We start from the raw sequence: 18641 nt of genomic DNA on the forward strand, positions 1-18641 counted from the left end.
TGTCGCGGTCCGTATTCTGAACTCGTGAACTGGACCGTCGACGTACCGATCGATCGCCTGCCGGAACTTCCGCCGCTGCCCGCCGAGCTACGCCGGCGACTCGATGACGCGCTGGCTCGCACCGCATTGCAGCAGCCGTCCTGGGATCCCGAGCAGGCCGCCAAGATGCGCACCGTGCTGGAATCGGTGCCGCCCATCTGCGTTCCCGCCGAGGTGGAGGAACTCAAGGCGCGCCTGGCCGAGGTGGCGCGCGGTGAGGCCTTCCTCATGCAGGGCGGTGACTGCGCGGAGACCTTCGCGGACAACACCGAACCGCATATCCGCGGCAATATCCGCACCCTGCTGCAGATGGCAGTGGTGCTCACCTACGGCGCGAGCCTGCCGGTCGTGAAGGTCGCGCGCATCGCGGGCCAGTACGCCAAGCCGCGCTCCTCCGATACCGACTCCCTCGGCCTGACCTCCTACCGCGGCGATATGGTGAACTCCCTGGTCGCCGATCCCGCTGTGCGCGTACATGATCCGTCCCGCCTGGTGCGCGCCTACGCCAATGCCTCCGCCGCCATGAACCTGGTGCGCGCGCTCACCTCCGCCGGTATGGCCGATCTGCACAAGGTGCACGACTGGAACCGCGAATTCGTCGCCCAGTCCCCGGCCGGCGCCCGCTACGAAGCCCTCGCCGCCGAAATCGATCGCGCGCTCGCCTTCATGAAGGCCTGTCGCGTCAACGACCCGAACCTGTCCTCGGCCCGCCTGTACGCCTCGCACGAGGCGCTGGTGCTCGACTACGAGCGCGCCATGCTGCGCCTGAGCGCGCATCCCACCACCGGTGAGCCGACCCTCTACGACCTGTCCGCGCACTTCCTGTGGATCGGTGAGCGCACCCGTCAGCTCGACGGCGCGCATATCGCCTTCGCCGAACTGCTCGCCAACCCGATCGGCCTCAAGATCGGCCCGACCACCACACCCGAAATGGCCGTGGAATACGTCGAGCGCCTCGACCCCAACAATGAGCCCGGCCGACTGACCCTGGTCGCCCGCATGGGCAATCAGAAGGTGCGCGAGGTGCTGCCCGCGATCATCGAGAAGGTGCAGGCCACCGGCCACCAGGTGATCTGGCAGTGCGATCCCATGCACGGCAACACCCATGAGACCTCGAACGGTTACAAGACCCGCCACTTCGACCGCATCGTCGACGAGGTGCAGGGCTTCTTCGAGGTGCACCATGCGCTCGGCACCCATCCGGGCGGCCTGCACATCGAGCTCACCGGTGAGAACGTCACCGAATGCCTCGGCGGCGCACAGGACATCTCGGATCTGGATCTGGTGGATCGCTACGAGACCGCGTGCGATCCGCGCCTGAACACCCAGCAGTCCCTCGAACTGGCCTTCCTGGTCGCGGAGATGCTGCGCTGAGCGAATCGCTCGGGCTCACAACGAAATAGAACGCGGCCCGGTCCATAGGGACCGGGCCGCGTTTTCGTCCGTCAGGGGTCGACCGCTTTCAGCGTTATCTGCCTAAGGGATTGCGACGAGGGTGATCGTGGAGCCCGCCTCCACATTGCCCAGACTGCTCTGCGAGATGACGATCGAACTCTCATTGGAAGCCAGCTGCCGCACCGTCACCTTCAAGCCGAGTCCTTCGAGTTTGACCCGGGCGGCGGCGACATTGGAGCCGAGCACACTCGGCACGTCCACCGCGCTGTTGATGATCAGGGTGACCCCGTCGCCGGAGTCGACGGTGGCCCCGGCGGCGGGATCGGTGCCGATCACCTGACCGCCCTTGACCTTGGTGTTGAACTCGGATCTGGTGTCCCGCACCGTGATTCCGGCCTTGGTGAGCACATCCCGGGCCTCATCCTCGGTCTTGCCGCTCACATCGGGCAGTTTGATCGGCGCGGAACCCTTACTGCGATAGACCTTCACGTTCGCCCCCGCCGGGAGCACGGTCCCGGGCGCCGGATCCACCTTGGCGAGTGAGCCTTTCGGGGCCGTACTGCCGATCTCGCCGGAATCGACCGGTGTCAGCCCCGCATCCTTGATCGCCTGTTTGACGCTGTTCACATCCTGTCCGGCCTTGACGTCCGGAACCTTCGGTTTACCGCTGGAGACCAGCACCGCGACCGTCGAACCCTTGGTGACCTTGGTTCCGGCGGCCGGATCGGTGCCGACCACATTGCCCGTCGGAATGATGTCCGACGCCTTCTGTCTGGTCTCGGTCTTGAAGCCCGCATCGGTGAGCGTGGTGATCGCCCGCTGGGTGTCGAGCCCGGCGATCGACGGCACCGCCGAGTATCTGCCCACCCCCACCCACCAGCCGCCGATACCGAGGAGCAGGGCCAGGGCGACCACGATACTGAGCCAGATGATCACGGTGCGCCGGGATCTGCCGCGGTCCTCGATCAGGTCCGAGCGTCTGGCGCGCTCGGGTTCGCGCGTGTCGTACTGGGTGGTCGGCGGCGCGTAGTCCGGTGGAATCTCGCGCGCGGCCGTCATGACCCGGGTCTGCTGATGCGGCGGCGGAATGTGCTGCGTCGGCGGATCGGCCGGGATGCGCGTGGTGAGATCGGCGGCCCCGTACGGTGCGTGCCGGGCCGGTGCCGGGGTGTGCGGCTGCCGCGCGGGCGCTGCCGGGGTAGCGACCTTGTATCGCGCGCTGAGATGTTCGGCCGATTCGGTCGGCGAGGGCACCCGGTAATCCGGTAGCTGCAATTCGCGGGCGATCCGGCGTAGTTCGCGCGCCATCTCGGTGGCATCGCTGAACCGGTGCGCGGGTTCGCGCGCGGTGGCGTGCGCGACCAGTTCGTCGAATTCCGGTGGCACCCCGCCGATCAGGCGGCTCGGGCTCGGCACATCCTTCTCGACCCGTTGCAGCGCAACCGAAATGGAGGTGTCACCGGTGAACGGCGTACGCCCGGTGAGCATTTCGAAGATGAGAATGCCCGCGGAGTACACATCACTGCGCGAATCGGCGCTGCCGCTGGTGACCTGTTCGGGCGACAGGTACGCCGCCGTGCCCAGAATCACGCTGTCGGAGGTGATATTCGCGGCCGCGACCGCGCGCACCAGACCGAAGTCGGCGATTTTGACTTCGCCGGAATCGGAGATGAGCACGTTCTCCGGCTTGATATCGCGATGCACCAGTCCCGCCGCGTGCGCGACGCCGATCGCCGCGAGCACCGGTTCGGCAACCGCGCGCACCGCGTGCGGGGGCATGGGCCCGCGCTCGCGCAGCAACTCGCGCAGCGTGCCGCCCTCGACGAGTTCCATGATCAGGAACGGATGATCTCCGTCCACACCCTGGTCGTAGACCGCGACCAGGCCCGGATGCTTGAGTTTGGCGACCGCGCGGGCCTCCAATTCGAAGCGGGTGAGGAATTGTGGGTCGGCGGCGAACTTGGGGTCCATCACCTTGATGGCGACCGGTCGGTCCAGCCGGGTGTCCACCCCCCGGAACACCATGGACATACCGCCGCGCGCGATCGGCGCGTCGATGCGGTAGCGCCCTTCCAGCATCTGGCCGATCAACTGCAACCCTTCCGACTTCCGTGCCGCCCGGTGCGACTGTGACCCGATGGTAGTCGGGTCGGGGTGTGATGCGGCGGACGCGGCGCGACCGACTACCGTAATCCCCGTGAGTGCCATCCCCTACAGCAATGATGTCCTGCCGGAATCGGTCACCGTGCTCCCCCTCCCCGACGTGGCGGAGCTGCTCGGCGAGTCGGTCACCCGCGTACACCAGATGCTGCGCGAACATCAGCTGATCGCGGTTCGCCGCGACGGCGTTATCGCCGTCCCCGAGGAGTTCTTCGACTCCCACGGAGCAATCGCCAAGCATCTCACCGGGTTGATCACCGTCATGCGCGACGGCAAATACACCAATGAGGAAATCCTCGAGTGGATCTACACCGAGGACCCCTCGCTGCCGGGCCGTCCCATCGACGCCCTGCACGGCGATCTGGCCCGCGAGGTCATTCGCCGCGCGGCCGCCGATCCGTTCTGAGTCGGCGGTAGTACCCGCCCCCGGCGTCGGGGGCAGGGGAAACGCGGTCTGTCACAGCGGGATCGGGGTCTGAAAAGGTCGCGGGTGAAATCGCAGCCCGATCAAAGGACCCGCTTCATGCGCGCTCTGCTTCCCGCTTTCAGAACCGCCGTCGTCATGACGGCCCTCGCCGGGGCGGTGGCGAGCGGCACCGCGATCGCCACCGCGACCGCACCCGATCCGGCCGACAGCGCCCAGTTCGTCGCGGCCGGTCCGGCTGACGCGCAGTTCGTGTACACGAGCGATACGGGCAGCGCGGTGCTCGACCTGCTGACCATGTTCTTCAATCTGCCCACGGGCAGCCTGCAGAAGCCGTGCCCGCTCGTGTTCGCGGACTCGTGCGCGATGCGGCCGCCGACCAGCGGTAGTTAGAAGTCCGTACCCCGGATATGGCTCGGGCCCCGAGAGTTGCTCTCGGGGCCCGTGTCTGGCTGAGGTGACTCAGCCCGCCATGGTCTGGGGGATGCGGTCCGCGTCGGGGCGGGTGCCCGAGGGCACGTTCTTCTTGAGGCTGGCGGCGTAGACGTCCACGTATTCCTGGTCGCCCATGCGCATCAGTTCGTACATGATCTCGTCGGTGACGGCGCGCTCGACGAAGCGGTTGCCGCCCATGCCCTCGTAGCGCGAGAAGTCGATGGGCTTACCGAATTTCACGGTGACCTTGCGGGGACGCCAGCGGAACGGTCCGGGCGGGCAGACCTCGTCGGTGCCGATGAGGGCCACCGGGATCACCGGGACGCCGGTTTCCAGGGCGAGGCGCGCGACACCGGTCTTGCCCTTGTAGAGGCGGCCGTCCGGGGAGCGGGTGCCCTCGGGGTACAGGCCGACCAAGCGGCCCTCGTCGAGCAGCTTGCGCGCGGTGTTGAGGGCGGACTCGGCGGCATCGGCGCCGGAGCGGTCGATCGGGTACTGCCCGGTGCCGGAGAAGAAGAACTTCTGCAGGCGACCCTTGAGACCGGGGGTGGTGAAGTACTCGGCCTTGGCCAAGTAGGTGATGCGGCGCGGGCTCGCGAGGGGGGTGAACAGCCAGTCGGTGAACGACAGGTGGTTACCGGCCAGAATCGCGGCGCCATCCGGGGGGATATTCTCCACGCCCTCGACCTTGGGTCGATTGATGAGCGAGATGAATGGTCCCACCAAGACGAACTTCAGCAGCCAGTAGAACATTGCGTCCTTTCCCCTGTTTCGATACCCGGGACCGGCCTCGTTGCGGGCACCACACTCTCTTTGGCGACTCTACCGCCGAGACAAGCCGGTGACCAACCGCCCACTGCCCGATATGTCCGGTTCACCGAGTATTTACGTCAAGGACGGCGATTCGCCCGGGAGTGTCACCGACCCGAGGGACCCGCGGGCACCGCATCACGCTGCGCCTCGAGCGCGGCCCGCGCGAGTTCGGCCGCACCGATCATGCCCGCCGCCTCACCGAGTTGCGCGGTCCGGATGCGCGCCAGGCGGCGATGCCTGGCACCGGTGATCGACGCCGCGTAATGGTCGCGCGCATCGTCCAGGAACAGCGGGGCCGAGGAGCTCACGCCACCGGCGACCACGATCAGATCCGGATCGAAGATGTCACTCACGAACGCCAGCCCCAGACCCAGCCAGCGCGCGAAATCGGCCATCACGTCCAGGGCCAGCGGATCGCCGTCCTGTGCCGCGCCCGCCACCCGGCGACCGGTGAGCGAACCGGGATCGCGGCCCGCGTCGCGCGCCAGCATGGTGGAACGGACCGGATCGGTGGCCAGCATCTCCAGCGCGGTATCCACCAGAGCCGTTCCGCTGCAATACCTTTCCCAGCAGCCGCGTTTACCGCAGGCGCAGGCGCGGCCGTTCGGCACCACCTGCAGATGACCCAGTTCCGGTGCGACGCCATAGCTTCCGCGATACAGCCGCCCATCGATGAGCAGCGCGGCTCCTATACCGGTGCCGATGGCCACCAGCACCACATTGCGCCCGCCCGCCGCCGCGCCGAACCGGTATTCGGCCCACAGCGCGGCATTGGCGTCGTGTTCGAGCACCACGGGCAGCCCGAGCCGATCGGTGAGCCGCCGCGCTACCGGGGCGTCCTCCCAGGGCAGATGGGGTGCGAAACGCACTGTCGCACGGTCCTCGTCGACGAATCCGGCGACGGCCAGGCCGACCGCGCCGATGGCATGGCGGCCGCACAGTTCGCGCACCACTCGCGCCAGCCCGTCCTCCAGGGCCCGCGCGGACTGCGGTGTGGAGGCGGTCACGGTATCGAGCACCTCACCGGCCCCGTCCACGACCGAGGCACGAATATTGGTGCCGCCCACATCGATTCCGACAGTCAGCGGCACCTGTCCACCGCCCCTCATGCCTTGATGGTCACGTCGATGGGGACATACCCTGCCCGCGTCGCCCCCCGCCCGCGACCCGGCTCGCTCGCATCCCCCGGTCGCCCGGCCGCATCCGGCCCGCGTCCGAAAGATCGGCTGCCGCTCGCGGTCTCACGCTCGCGACGACCCGCGCTCACCCCGCTCTGCGCGTCCGTGCCGGAGGCGTCGCCGCCCGCTCGGCGGGCGGCGGTGTCCGGTGCGGCTGCTCCGCTCTCGGGGCCGCCTTCCGCGCCCGCGCGACCCGCGGCGGGATCCGCCGTTCGATCGCTTTCGGCCTGCGCGCGTGCGTGTTCGGACCGAATCCCCTGTGCGCCCGCGGCGAAGCGGGCGATGAGCCCGGCCAGCGCGGCGCTCGCCCCGGTATGCGTTCCGGCGGCGCGGCCGCGAGCCGCGGCCGCATCCGGAGCTTCATCGGTGGCGAAATGGCCTGCGGCGTGGTCGAATCCGTCGGCGTCATCGCCGGGCCGCGCACCGGAATCGGCCGGGGCCGCGCCGTGACCGAAGGAATGATGTAGCCAGGCTTGGTATTCCGGTGATTCGGGATCCAGATCCGGTGGCAGGACGGGTTCCACGGGGACACCGGCGAGCGCCTCGCGCAGCACCGTCACGATGGCGGTGCCGTGATCGGCGATGGCCGCCACCACGTCGTGGTGTTCCCCGCGCACCACGGCCGCCGCCGCGCACACCGGGCACCAGGCGCAGCTGGACCATTGGGTGCGGCCGTCGGCGGCGGTGCGGCGCAACACCGGTTCGACGCGTTCGAGGACGGCCTCGGCGAGCAATCGGAGTTCCTCGGCGAATTCGCTGAAATTGTCGTCGGGGTGGCCGGATCGCGGATGGCCCTGCGTCGCGGTCATTTCGGCCAGACCTCGGGGTCGGGACGGAAACGGATCACCAGTTGATCGCCGTCGAGTTCGGCGGCCTCGACCGTGCACCGCCGCAATACCGGCGCCAGCCGCAGCCGGCGCCTGACCCCGTCCGCTCCCACGATCAAATCGTCCTCCACTCGTCCCAGCTGCAGGGTCGACGGATCGACCACGGGTAGATGCATGCGCATGGCGAACACCGAATGCACACCCGTTCCCGCTTCCAGCCGCACTACCGGCCCGGCCGAAACGAACGGCATCCCGTCCACATCTGAGCCAAGCATAGGGACCGGACCCGGTCCCACCCAGTTACCACTCGGATCGACCGCATAGGACAGTGCCGTTAACGAGCTCAGGCCCACGGGTTCGGATCCGGCGTGGGTTACCACCTGCACGGGAATGCCACCCATGCGTTTGCGTAGATCGGCGATCACATCCAGTTGTTCCCCGCGACGGTTGAAATACCACTGCACGGCGGGATGAATATTCGCGCCGTAGTCGGGCGCGGCGGTCTCCGGGAGCACTTTGTTGACCAGGACGGCGGTCAGGCGCAGGCCGAGCAGGGCGGCGGCCGAGCGCACCCGCGCGGATTCGGCGACGGCGACCTGTTCGGGCGCGGTGACCAGGCGGGCATTGGTGCGGGCCGGATCGGCGATGAGATCGCGGGCCGCGGTCACCGAGGCCACGATCTGCTCCACCGTGACCGCGAGCACCGCGCGGCGCAGATCCCCGCCGACCGCGGTGAGCGTGCGCGAATGCGCGGGCCAGACCCGTTCGAGATAGCCGAGCAGGGTGTCGGGGGCGGTGAGAATGCGCAGCATATCCGCCGAGGGCGGGCAATCCAGGATGATCACATCCCACTGCCGGGTCTTGCTGAATTCGGTGATCTCCAGCAGTGCCAGGAGTTCCTGTACACCGGGCAGGCCGGTGAGTTCGGCGGGATCCAGTGCGCCGATATCGATTCCGTGATCGTGCCCGGATCCGGACAGCATGAGCACCACGGTGCGGAAGCGATCCTCCAGCAGCGCAAGGGAATCCACTTCGATCACATCCAGGCCCGGCTGTACCGCCGCCACCCCGGGCACACTGCCCGGCTGATGCGCGAACCGGAATCCCAGTGCGTCACCGAGGGAATGGGCCTGATCGAGGGATGCCAGCAGCACTCGCTGTCCGGCGCGCGCGTAGGCGAGTGCGGTCGCGCACGCCAGCGTCGTCTTTCCCACCCCACCCTTGCCGACGAACAGTTCCACACGGGTGGCAGGTCGCTCGGGCCTGCTCGCGGTCAGCCTTCGACCCGTTTCTTGAGTTCCTTCAACGCCGTATCGGTGATGACCTTCTCGGCCTTGCGTTTGAACATGCCGATCATCGGGATGTTCAGGTCCACGGTGAGTTCGTACACCACCTGGGTGCCGCCCTCGGGCAGGGTGATCAGCTCGTAGCTGCCGTCCTGCGCCTTCTGCAGATCACCGCTGACCAGGGTCCAGCTGACGGCCTTACCGTCTGGACGCCAGTTGTAGGACAGCGTGTAGGTGTCCTTCACGACGCCCGCGTCCAGTACGAAACGCGCGGTGCGCGCGCGGCCGTCCGGGAATTTGTCGAGCACCTCGACCGAGCGGGCCGCGGCGACCCATTCCGGATACGACTCCAGGTCCGCGATGACGGCCAGCACCCGATCAGTGGGGGCGTCGATCACGATCGACCGTTGAGTGCGATCGGCCATGGGTGGCAACGCTTCCTTTCGGAGGGGGCGGAACTACGAGTGGTCTACTGCGCGGCCGCGGGGGCGACCCCGGCCTTGCGACCGGCCTCGAGCCGGGCCTTGACCTCGAAGGACATCTTCTTTCCGGCAACCCGATGGGTGCGATTGAGCGCCAGCAGATCCCGCGGCGACAAACCTTCGAGACGCTGCGGTTCCGCGTGCATGAAGTAGTGCAGGATCACCCCGTCCAGCATGGGTTCCAGCCACACCTCCATGGTGCCGGTGGCCGCCCCGCTGATGGTCCAGCGAATCCCCTTGTCGGCCCGGTCTTCCCGCACCTGCAACTGCAGATCCGGCCACCACTGCCGCCACCGGCCGCGATCGGCCAGCATCTCGCCGACGACGGTGCCGGGCGCGGCGATAAAGGTCTGGTCGGCAACCTGGATACTGCTCACGCGGTGAGCCTAACCCAGAGTCCGCCCACGCTCGATTCGCCTCCGCCTCTCATCGCTCGGCCGAGGTCAGTTCAAGGTGATGCCCGGAGTCGAGCGCACCGGCGGGTCGAGTAGATCGCGTAGGCGTTCGCCCATGCGATCCCAGCGCCACTGCTGTTGGACCCAGGTGCGGCCGGCTTCGCCCATGCGGGCGGCGGCGTCGCGATCGGAGAGGACATCCACGATGGCCTTGGTGATGGCGGCGGTGGAGCGGCCGTTGACGACGTAGCCGGTTTCACCTTCGCGGACCGTTTCGGGAGCGCCGCCCGAATTGCCCGCCACCACGGGGACGCCGGAGGCGGAGGCTTCGAGGAAGACTATGCCGAGGCCCTCGACATCGAGGCCGAAGCCGCGGGTGCGGCAGGGCATGGCGAAGACGTCGGCGAGGGTGTGATGAGCTGCCAGTTCGGCAGCGGGGACGCGGCCGGTGAAGACGACATCGTCTGCCACGCCGAGGGTTTCGGCGAGGGTGTGCAGTTTCTGTTCGTAGGGGCCGCCGCCCGCGATGACCAGGACCGCGCCGTCGATCTGCTTGCGAATGTCCTGCATGGCGACGATCAACGCGTCCTGGCCCTTGCGCGGGACCAGCCGGGACAGGCACAGGATGGTGGGACGATCGCCCAGGCCGTAGCGCTCGCGCAATTCGGCGCGGGCGGCCGGATCGGGTTTGAAGACCTCGGAATCCACGGCGGGCGGCAGATATTCGAGGGCGGCCTGTGCGCCGAAGGCGGCGGAGAAGCGGCGGCGCGTGTATTTGCTGACGTAGGTGATGACATCGGTGTTGTCGCCGATGGCGCGCAGGGCCTGGCGCGCGCCGGGCAGCATGGACCAGCCGACCTCATGCCCGTGCGTGGAGGCCAGAATGCGTTCGGCTCCCGCACGGCGCAGCAGCGGTGACATCAGGGCCAGTGGCGCGGCCGCACCGAACCAGACCCGATCGCACTGTTCATCGCGCAGCAGTTTCGCCGCGCGGCGTGCCACCAGCGGTGTGGGCAGCATCAGCGTGGTGGGATGCCGGACCACCTCGAAGGGCTGCTCCGCATCGAACTTCCAGTGGCTGTCGCCCTTCCAGCGGGGCGCGTAGACCACGAGTTCATCGGGTGGTAGCTGCATGGCCAGCGCGTGCACGTAGGACTGGATACCCCCCGGTCGTGGCGGGAAATCATTGGTAACCAGCAGCGTTCGCCCCATGCGATCAACCTACTGCACCGGCGGCCGCGACTCGCCCCGGCCTGAAACCTCGCACCCCCGCAGAGTGGCGTGTCGCGTCAGGCGCCGGGGGTGGTGCGGGCGGTGATCCAGGAATGCCAGCGCGCCAGCAGGTCCGGATACCCGATGGCCAGGGTGTTCTGCACGATCGCCGCCACGGCCGGGTTGTCCTTGGGGCCGGTCGCCAATTGCCGGTAGAGCGAGACCAATTGGGCCTCGCCGAATTGATCGGCGATGAAAGCGCAGGCGGACCAGGCCTGTTCGTAGACCGCGGCCGCCTCACCGCTGGCGGGTTCGAAGGCCGCGTCGGCAGGCAGATCGGCGGGAAGAGTACCCGCGCGCGCCCGCGTGGTGAGGGTGGGCGCGACCTCTTCGATGGGCTGGCGCATACCGCGATGCGCGACATATTCGGCGAAGCCCTCGAGCATCCACTGCGGTGAACGGTCGACGGTCACCGCACGCGTCGCGACATGGGTGAGCTCATGACGCAGCACCGAGCGCAGTCCGTCCGGGCCGAGCCGCCGTCCGGCTTCGGATCCGAAGACCACCCGCTGGCCCGTCGGTTGCGCACCCGGATGAAAGGGATCGGCGACCGTGGCCGCGGCGACTTCGGCGGGCACCGCACCGGTCTCATTGGTGAGCGCCGCGAATTCGGCGGGGCTGGAAGCGACCACCACCACCGGGGCCTGCGACCAGTCCGAACCCCAGACCGCGCTGACCGCCGTGGTGGCCGCGCTCAACTCCGCGGCGAGCACGTCCATATCGCCGCTGCGGGCCGGATGTCCAAGCACCACACCGACTTTGCCCGCCCCGGTGTTCACCGGTTCGGAGATCACCTTGCCGTAGGAGTCCATCAGCCGGTGCAGCGCCGATACCTGCGGATCGGTGGCGACCAGCGCATCGCCGCCGGGCACCACCGCGCGAATCTTGGGCAGTACCGAATTGGGCAGCATGAGCAGGGCACCGCAGGCGGCGGTCAACCCGGTCACCATGACCAGGGTCAGGCAGAACTGGAACCGTCGTTTCGCCGACAACCAGCCGCGTACCTGCCGCAGTGCGCTCATTGCCACCTCGTGGTGTTGGTCAGAATCGTCGCGCCGAGTGGAAAGGTGTCGATCCCATCGGTGCCACCTGGACGGGCACTCCGAATGTGGAGGCGTGCAACATCAAACCATTGCCCGCGTAGATGCCGACATGCGAGATATCGGAATAGAAGAAGACGACATCGCCGGGCCGCAGATCCTTCTCATCGACCGGTGTGCCGTAGGAAGCCTGCTGCTGACTGGTGCGCGGCACATTCTTGCCGACCTGATGGAACGCCCACTGCACCAGACCGGAGCAGTCGAATTGTTCCGGGCCGACCGCGCCCCAGACATACGGCGCGCCGATGCGGGTGAGCCCGGCGGCCAATGCGCTGGTGCCGCTGCCCGGAACCAGCCCGCGCAGTAGCGAATCCCGGTCGAAGCCGGGCGGGAACATCGAACCGGCAAGGGCGGAGCGATCACTCGCGGAGAGCTGACCCCATGCCGCGATGACCCCGGCCATGGAGCCCTGTAGTGAGGAGCGCTTGTTCTCCAGATCGACGCGCACGGCATCGGCCTGGTCGCTGGCCGCACGCGCCGCATCGGCGGCGGTGCGGGCAACGGCCTCGGCCGCGGACGCGGTGGCGCTGACCTTCTGATATTGGCTCAGTTGATCATTGGTGCGCGCACCGACGAAATCCACGATGGACATCTGATCGAGCAGTTGCTGCGGTGAGGAACTCACCAGCAGCGAGGTGAGCCGGTTGGTACGGGAACCGAGCAGGGCCGAGCTGGCCGCGCGATCGATCACCGGCTGATATCTGCGAATCTCGGAGCGCGCCGCATCCAATGCGGTGGCGGCGTCCGCGGCCTTGGAATCGGCGTCCTTGGCGGCGGCGACCTTGGTGTCGAGATCGGACTGGGCGTTCAGGGCCTGCTGGTTGAGCTGTTCGGATTGCCGTGACAGATCGATCAGGCGCTGCACCGCTTCCCCGGCCGATGCCGGTGCGGCGACCGGATCGGCCATCGCGGGTCCGATGCCATTGGCTCCGACCAGGAGTACCCCTGCTGTGAGGGCTCCACCTACGAGTTTCTTCGTGCGATGTTGCGCTACCACCGTGGTGCCGTGTCCCGTTCTCTTACCCCGAGCTGGAAAAGAAGGTCTCGAATAGATTACGAAACGGCGACCGCTTGTGTCCAGCAGGACACGAAATCATTACGGTCGCCGTTCGCTCACAGGTCATCCGACCTGCGGATCTTCGATTCAGATTCGTCGCGCGCCGGCGAACGGCATGGACGAGATCGGGGCGACCTTGACCGGCTGACCGGAGGTCGAGGCGTGCACGACATTACCGTCGCCCACGTAGATGCCGGAGTGGCTGCCGCCGTAGAACGACACCACATCGCCGGGCTCGAGCGAGTCCTCGGAGATGGCGTAGCCGGCGTTGAGCTGGTCATAGCTGGTGCGCGGCAGGCTGATTCCGGCCTGCGCGTACGACCACTGCACCAGACCGGAGCAGTCGAAGGCGTTCGGGCCCGCGGCGCCGTACACGTACGGATCGCCCAGTCGGCTCATGGCGGCGTCCACGACCTGCTGGCGCGGGCTCACCTGGGGAGCGGGGGCCGGGGCGGCCGGGATCTCGACGCCCGGGATGGCGGGCAACTGCACCGGAAGCGATTCCGGGACACCGGGGATGCCGGCGGGGAGCTGGATCTGATCCGGGACGTCGAAGGTTCCGACGCCGGGGATGGTCACCGGCTGCGCCGAGGCAGGAGTGGCGGGCAGCAGCAGCGCACTCAGCGTGGCAGCGCCGACGGCACCGGCCGAGAGGGCCCGCTTGACGGTCTTGGTCGCCATGGTGAGGTACTTCCAATCTGCCCCGCGACGCCGCACCGGTTTGGTGGGTCGGACTCCGCGAGGTCTCAGGAAGATTACGAGCCGATAACGGTGGTTTGTAAAGCTGCGCCCAACGGACGATGGCTCGAAATAGTTACAAGCCAACATTTCGGTGCGACAAAAGTCACAGCAATCACGAAACGATAACAGCGACCAATTCGGCGGGAGCTTCCGCTGAGCTACCAGTCAGTAGGGAAGGGGTCGTGACGACCCCTCCTTGCAGGACAGATTCCGAATAACAGCAGGTCGGAGATGCCTTGCCCGACCAGGCTCTGACCGGCGGACTTGCAAACCGTGCTGAGGCGATCCTCACCGTGCCAGCACGCGCCGGACACTGACCCGGACAGTGCGTCACACTCGCTCGGATTGATCCACATTATGAATCAATGTGACCCTGACCACATTTCTGCATATTTGCTCAAATTGGGGATTTCACCCCGCAAATCTCGATTACGAATTCCGACATTTCCCCTGGTCGATGAAATCGGGCCGTTACCGGGGGTAACGGCTTCGAACCTGTCGGACCCCCGGCCTACGCTTGCGGGTCGTGTCCGAACAGCTGGCCTTCGATGAGCTCGAAACACCGCTCTATGACACAACGTTCGTGGTCGTGGACCTGGAGACCACCGGAACCAGTCCGGACGGCGACGCCATCACCGAGATCGGTGCGGTGAAGGTGCGCGGCGGTGAGGTGCTCGGCGAGTTCGCGACCCTGATCAACCCCGGGTACGCGATTCCACCGCAGATCGTGCAGATCACCGGGATCACCACCGCGATGGTCATCGACGCGCCGCGCATCGAACAGGTGCTGCCCGGTTTTCTGGAGTTCGCGGCCGGGGCTGTACTGGTCGCCCACAACGCGCCTTTCGACACCGGCTTCCTGCGCGCCGCGGCGGCGCGCTGCGAACTGCCCTGGCCCGCTTTCCAAGTGCTGTGCACGGTGCGGCTGGCGCGGCGGGTGCTCGGGCGCGATGAGGCCCCCTCGGTGAAGCTGTCCTTCATAGCGGAACTGCTCGGCGCGCAGACCCGTCCCACGCACCGCGCGCTCGATGACGCGCGCGCCACCGTGGACGTGCTGCACGCGCTCATCGCCCGGGTGGGCAATCAGGGCGTGCACAGCCTCACCGAGCTGCTGGACTATCTGCCGGAGGTGACGCGCCGCCAGCGCGCGAAACGGACTCTCGCGGCGGACCTTCCGGCCACCCCCGGGGTCTATCTCTTCCGGGGTCCCTCCGATGAAGTCCTATATATAGGAACCGCGGTGAATCTTCGCCGCCGTGTCCGCAACTATTTCACCGGTTCGGACACCCGTCCGCGCATGCGCGAGATGGTGCAGCTGGCAACGCGAGTCGATCATGTCGAGTGTGCGCACGGGCTCGAGGCGGGTGTGCGCGAACTCCGGCTGTTGCTCGCGCACACTCCGCCGTACAACCGGCGCTCCAAATTTCCGCAGCGCGCGTGGTGGCTCAATCTCACCGACGAATCGTTCCCCCGTTTCGCGGTGTCCCGCACCCCCGCCCGAGACTCCCTCGGCCCCTTCACCTCCCGTGCCGATGCCATGGAGGTGGCGACCACGATCGCCGAGAATTCCGCCCTGCGCACCTGCACCGCCCGCATCCCCCGCGACGGCGCGCACGATTGCCCGCCCGCCGTGGTCGGCGGTTGCCCGGCGAGCGCCCAAAACAGACCCCTATATATAAAGGAGTACGCGCACGCCCCGGAAGCGGTCCGCGCCCTCTTCTCCGGCGATAGCGACGCCATCCTGATCGCGATCCAGGAAAAAATCGAATTCCTTTCAACCGCAGAAAATTTCGAGGCCGCAGCCCGTCTGCGGGACCGCACGGTCACTGTTATCCGGGCCCTGCGCCGCACCCAGCGCCTCGCCGCCCTCACCCGCATCCCCGAACTGATAGCCGCCCACCCCGACGGAGCCGGTGGCTGGCAGTTCGCGATCATCCGCCACGGCCGCCTCGCCTCGGCGGGCAACGCGCCCCGCGGCATCTCCCCCATGCTGACGGTCGACCGGCTCGCGGCCGCCGCCGAAACCGTCATCCCGCCCCGCCTCAACTCCCCCGCCGACCCACCCGTCCATCCCCCATTGCACGGCGCACTGCCGGAGGAAGTCGGCCTCCTGGTCCGCTGGCTCGAACAACCGGGCACCCGAATAGTCCGAACCACCGACGGCTACGCCGAACCCCGCCTCGGCGCGGGCCTCTGGCTGGAATGGCTGGAACGCGCGGAGAACGCGCGCAAACTCGACGACCCGCAGCCGTCATAGCGAACCTTCAAGGCCCCGATGCGGGCCCGAAAACTAGCAGGAACTCACCGACTCCGCCCAGCCCCTTCATAACCCACCCCGAGAACGTCCAGCACCGCCGCGGTATCCCGATAGAACGGCCGAAACCCAGCAATAAGCCCATCCCGAAAAGTGATCCACTGAACCAACTCCGTCTCCAGCCCCCGCCCCGTAGCACGAGCCGTCAATCGCCCCCGACTGTGCACAACCACCACATCCCCCTCCACGACAAACCACTGCTCGAGAAATTCCAACGCACTCCAAGCCTCCCCGAAAGCCGTCAAGAACTCAGCGAACCCCTCAGCCCCCCGCCACTCCCCTCCATACGGCAGCACCCCGGCCTGAGACATCACAACATCAGCCGCCAAATAAACAACCATCCCCTCAACCCCCGCATCCCCACGCACATAGGCAGCCTCGGCGTCATAGAACTTCTGCAAAACGGCAAGCGAGTCGACGGTCATCCCTCGATCCTCGCCGCCCCCGCCGCACGGTTCCGGCGGTAATCCGCCGCGGCGCTCGTCAGAAGTCGACCGCGGACGTGAAGCCTTGAACGGGGGCGATTTTGATCGGCATTGCGATTGCTGCCCCCGCGGCGGTGGTCGGTTCCATCGACTGCCGGTGGCCCGCGCTGGATACGCCGCGAATCAGAGCGATGACGAGAGCCAGCAGGATCAGGAGCGATACCGCGATGAATACGATCGCTCGCACGGGGCTACCTGATTCGGCCGGTTCGGCCGCCGGGGACTTCGGCGGCGCTGAAGCCGGCGGCTTCGGCACGAGATGCCGGGGGTTGACCATGGTGGCGCGATCCGACGAAGTGAGCGCCCGCTCGGTCTCGGTCGCGAATTCCATGCAGTCGGAGAATCGGTGGCCGGGTGATTTCGCCATCGCGGTGGCGATCACTTCGTCCAGGCCGCCGGGCAGGTCCGGGCGAAGCGCGGTCGGGCGTGGCGGTGGTGCGGTGAGGTGGGCCGCGAATACCGCGGCTTGATCCGATCGCGGGAATGGTGTTTGCCCGGTGAGCATTTCGTAGAAGGTCGCACCGAGCGAGTAGACGTCGGCACGAAGGTCGACGGGGACGCCTTCGAATCGTTCCGGTGCGGCGTAGGCGAGGCTGGCCATGACCGTCGACCGTGTCGCAGTGTCGTCCAGGCTGCGGGCGATTCCGAAATCGGCGACCAGCACCTGCTCGAGATCATCGATCTGTTCGATGAGCAGGTTGGCCGGTTTCACATCCCGATGCAGCACCCCTTGGCGATGCGCGAAGCCAAGCCCGCGTGCGGCTCCCGTGATCAGGTGCAGCGCGCGATCGGCGGGCAGTCGGCCGTCGGCGCGTGCAATCAATTCGGCGGTGTCCCCGCCCGATACGTAGCGCATGGCCAGCCACAGCACCGGATCTCCGGGACCGCTGCGGTCATGTATGGCAACGATATTGGGGTGTTCGAGCCGGGTCACCACTTCGACTTCACGCTCGAAACGCGCCCGCGCCTTCGGATCCGCGCTCAGTGCCGAATTGACGACCTTGAGCGCCACCTGCCGCTGCAGCCGCGGATGCTGCGCCAGATACACCTGCCCCATTCCGCCGGAGCCGACCAATTTTCTGATGGTGTAACCGGCGAACACCGTCCCAGGCTCGAATGCCACCCCTGACAACACCTTCCACAACTCGATACCTCGGTGAACCCTACGTCAGGATTCGACGGTGGGTGTGAAGGCTTGTAGGAGGGTGGATTTGATGGGGGTGCGGGTGGTGCAGACGAGGGCGAAGGTTGCTTCGCGCATGAGTTGTTCGGCGGGGGTGTGGGTGAGGGTGGAGCGGCTGCCGGTGGTTACCACGGCGGCTGCGGCTGCGGTGAGGGCGGCTTGGGATATTTCGGCTCGGAGGGAGTGGGTCAGGGCGGGGTTGCCGAGGGCGGTGGCGTATTTGGTTCGGAGAGAGGCGAGTTGGGCCCTGTAGGGGGTGGCGTCGATCGGTTGAGATGCCAGGTAGCGGTTGATGCGGATGAGGATGCCCAGGGAGAGGGCGCCGTTGATCCAGTCGCTGAGGGGGTTGGGGGCGGATTCGTCGACCGGTTTGATGGAGATCAGGGTGGAGTCGGGGACGAAGGATTCGGTGAAGCGGAGGGCGACGGTGGCGCTTGCGTCGGCGGCGGTCAGGGGGAGGCGGGTGGCGGTGAGGGCGGCGGTGTCGTGGATCGGGATGAGCAGGGTGGCAACGGATTCGGTGCCGCTGGCGTGGACGCGGACGGCAGTGGCGACGGCGTCGATGTAGTCCCAGCCGGTGATGAAGGGGGCGGTGCCGGTGAGGAGGAAGCCGTCCGCGACGGGTTCGGCGAACAGGGTGGGGTTGGCGCGGGCCGCCGCCCAGGAGACGCCACAGCGGTAGGTGCCCGCGAGCATGCGGGGCAGGAAGCGCTCGCGCAGCGCTGCGTCGGGGCTGAAGGCGACGGCGCGCAGGGCTCCCAGGTGTTGCGCCCAGACGAAACCCGTTGCGAGACAACCGCTGATGATCGTCGCCGCGGTATCGATGAGGATGTCCGGTGACATGCCCTCGGAGAGCGGGAATCCGTAAAACCCGCGTTCGGCGAGAGCGTCGAAATGCGCGGCGGGGATCTTGCCGGTGCGATCGACGTCCGCGGCGTGATCGTCGAGCACTTCACACACGAGTGTTTCGGCCGCGCGTACCCAGTCCACACTCATTCGGTTCCCTCCCAGATCCCGATCGAGGCCCACCGTGAATTCGACATGGCGACCTCGGG

At 67.3% G+C, this 18641-nt stretch carries 18 protein-coding genes; 4 read left to right on the top strand and 14 right to left on the bottom strand.

The window, feature by feature from the left end; translation table 11 throughout:
* The first annotated feature begins 24 nt into the window (after positions 1 to 24).
* On the top strand, positions 25 to 1413 hold the full coding sequence (locus ACFC4D_RS20075) for a class II 3-deoxy-7-phosphoheptulonate synthase (protein WP_364643741.1): 1389 nt from the start codon (positions 25 to 27) through the stop codon (positions 1411 to 1413).
* Between the two features lie 102 nt (positions 1414 to 1515).
* Here ACFC4D_RS20075 and pknB read toward each other — a convergent pair whose 3' ends face one another.
* Positions 1516 to 3525: a Stk1 family PASTA domain-containing Ser/Thr kinase gene (pknB, locus tag ACFC4D_RS20080; RefSeq protein ID WP_376065260.1), complete on the bottom strand. Its 2010-nt coding sequence runs from the start codon at positions 3523 to 3525 to the stop codon at positions 1516 to 1518.
* Between the two features lie 106 nt (positions 3526 to 3631).
* Between pknB and ACFC4D_RS20085 the strand changes: the two genes are divergently transcribed.
* On the top strand, positions 3632 to 4000 hold the full coding sequence (locus ACFC4D_RS20085) for an Rv2175c family DNA-binding protein (RefSeq protein WP_364643746.1): 369 nt from the start codon (positions 3632 to 3634) through the stop codon (positions 3998 to 4000).
* Positions 4001 to 4117: 117 nt separating this feature from the next.
* Positions 4118 to 4411, top strand: a complete 294-nt coding sequence (locus ACFC4D_RS20090) for a hypothetical protein (protein ID WP_376065262.1) — start codon at positions 4118 to 4120, stop codon at positions 4409 to 4411.
* A gap of 69 nt (positions 4412 to 4480) precedes the next feature.
* On the opposite strand, the gene ACFC4D_RS20095 is transcribed toward ACFC4D_RS20090, so the two are convergent.
* The 10 genes from ACFC4D_RS20095 to ACFC4D_RS20140 all read right to left on the bottom strand — a co-directional run bounded on the left by ACFC4D_RS20095 (position 4481) and on the right by ACFC4D_RS20140 (position 13544).
* On the bottom strand, positions 4481 to 5206 hold the full coding sequence (locus ACFC4D_RS20095) for a lysophospholipid acyltransferase family protein (protein WP_364643749.1): 726 nt from the start codon (positions 5204 to 5206) through the stop codon (positions 4481 to 4483).
* Positions 5207 to 5370: 164 nt separating this feature from the next.
* Positions 5371 to 6375, bottom strand: coding sequence for an ROK family protein (locus tag ACFC4D_RS20100; protein ID WP_364643752.1), 1005 nt, complete (start codon positions 6373 to 6375; stop codon positions 5371 to 5373).
* Complete coding sequence (locus tag ACFC4D_RS20105) at positions 6372 to 7253, bottom strand: hypothetical protein (RefSeq protein ID WP_376065264.1); 882 nt, start codon at positions 7251 to 7253, stop codon at positions 6372 to 6374. The genes ACFC4D_RS20100 and ACFC4D_RS20105 overlap by 4 nt, the downstream gene beginning before the upstream one ends.
* Positions 7250 to 8512 (bottom strand): ArsA family ATPase, encoded by a 1263-nt coding sequence (locus tag ACFC4D_RS20110; protein WP_376065266.1) that lies wholly within the window; start codon positions 8510 to 8512, stop codon positions 7250 to 7252. Before ACFC4D_RS20110 ends, ACFC4D_RS20105 begins: the two co-directional genes overlap by 4 nt.
* Positions 8513 to 8544: 32 nt before the next feature.
* Positions 8545 to 8982, bottom strand: coding sequence for an SRPBCC family protein (locus ACFC4D_RS20115; RefSeq protein ID WP_364643761.1), 438 nt, complete (start codon positions 8980 to 8982; stop codon positions 8545 to 8547).
* Positions 8983 to 9026: 44 nt separating this feature from the next.
* Positions 9027 to 9416 (bottom strand): polyketide cyclase / dehydrase and lipid transport, encoded by a 390-nt coding sequence (locus tag ACFC4D_RS20120; RefSeq protein ID WP_364643764.1) that lies wholly within the window; start codon positions 9414 to 9416, stop codon positions 9027 to 9029.
* A 66-nt stretch (positions 9417 to 9482) separates the two neighbouring features.
* Positions 9483 to 10646: a glycosyltransferase family 4 protein gene (locus ACFC4D_RS20125; RefSeq protein ID WP_376065270.1), complete on the bottom strand. Its 1164-nt coding sequence runs from the start codon at positions 10644 to 10646 to the stop codon at positions 9483 to 9485.
* A 77-nt stretch (positions 10647 to 10723) separates the two neighbouring features.
* Positions 10724 to 11728 carry a hypothetical protein gene (locus tag ACFC4D_RS20130; RefSeq protein WP_376065271.1) on the bottom strand — a complete coding sequence of 335 codons (1005 nt, stop codon included), beginning with the start codon at positions 11726 to 11728 and terminating at the stop codon, positions 10724 to 10726.
* 19 nt (positions 11729 to 11747) lie between these two features.
* Entirely contained in the window at positions 11748 to 12713 is a 966-nt protein-coding gene (locus ACFC4D_RS20135) for an NlpC/P60 family protein (protein ID WP_376065274.1), read from the bottom strand.
* Positions 12714 to 12950: 237 nt separating this feature from the next.
* Complete coding sequence (locus tag ACFC4D_RS20140) at positions 12951 to 13544, bottom strand: C40 family peptidase (protein WP_364643776.1); 594 nt, start codon at positions 13542 to 13544, stop codon at positions 12951 to 12953.
* Between the two features lie 586 nt (positions 13545 to 14130).
* On the opposite strand from ACFC4D_RS20140, the gene ACFC4D_RS20145 reads away from it, so the two are divergent.
* A complete protein-coding gene (locus ACFC4D_RS20145; protein ID WP_376065275.1) occupies positions 14131 to 15861 on the top strand; it encodes a DEDD exonuclease domain-containing protein in 1731 nt (576 codons plus the stop codon).
* A 44-nt stretch (positions 15862 to 15905) separates the two neighbouring features.
* On the opposite strand, the gene ACFC4D_RS20150 is transcribed toward ACFC4D_RS20145, so the two are convergent.
* The 3 genes from ACFC4D_RS20150 to ACFC4D_RS20160 are packed head-to-tail and all read right to left on the bottom strand — an operon-like array spanning position 15906 to position 18582.
* A complete protein-coding gene (locus tag ACFC4D_RS20150; protein ID WP_376065277.1) occupies positions 15906 to 16343 on the bottom strand; it encodes a nuclear transport factor 2 family protein in 438 nt (145 codons plus the stop codon).
* Between the two features lie 58 nt (positions 16344 to 16401).
* Positions 16402 to 17526, bottom strand: coding sequence for a serine/threonine-protein kinase (locus ACFC4D_RS20155; RefSeq protein WP_376065279.1), 1125 nt, complete (start codon positions 17524 to 17526; stop codon positions 16402 to 16404).
* Between the two features lie 45 nt (positions 17527 to 17571).
* Entirely contained in the window at positions 17572 to 18582 is a 1011-nt protein-coding gene (locus tag ACFC4D_RS20160) for an acyl-CoA dehydrogenase family protein (RefSeq protein ID WP_376065282.1), read from the bottom strand.
* Positions 18583 to 18641 lie beyond the last annotated feature (59 nt).

Origin of the sequence: Nocardia sp. NPDC056000 (assembly GCF_042269265.1) — a bacterium.
GTDB lineage: Bacteria > Actinomycetota > Actinomycetes > Mycobacteriales > Mycobacteriaceae > Nocardia.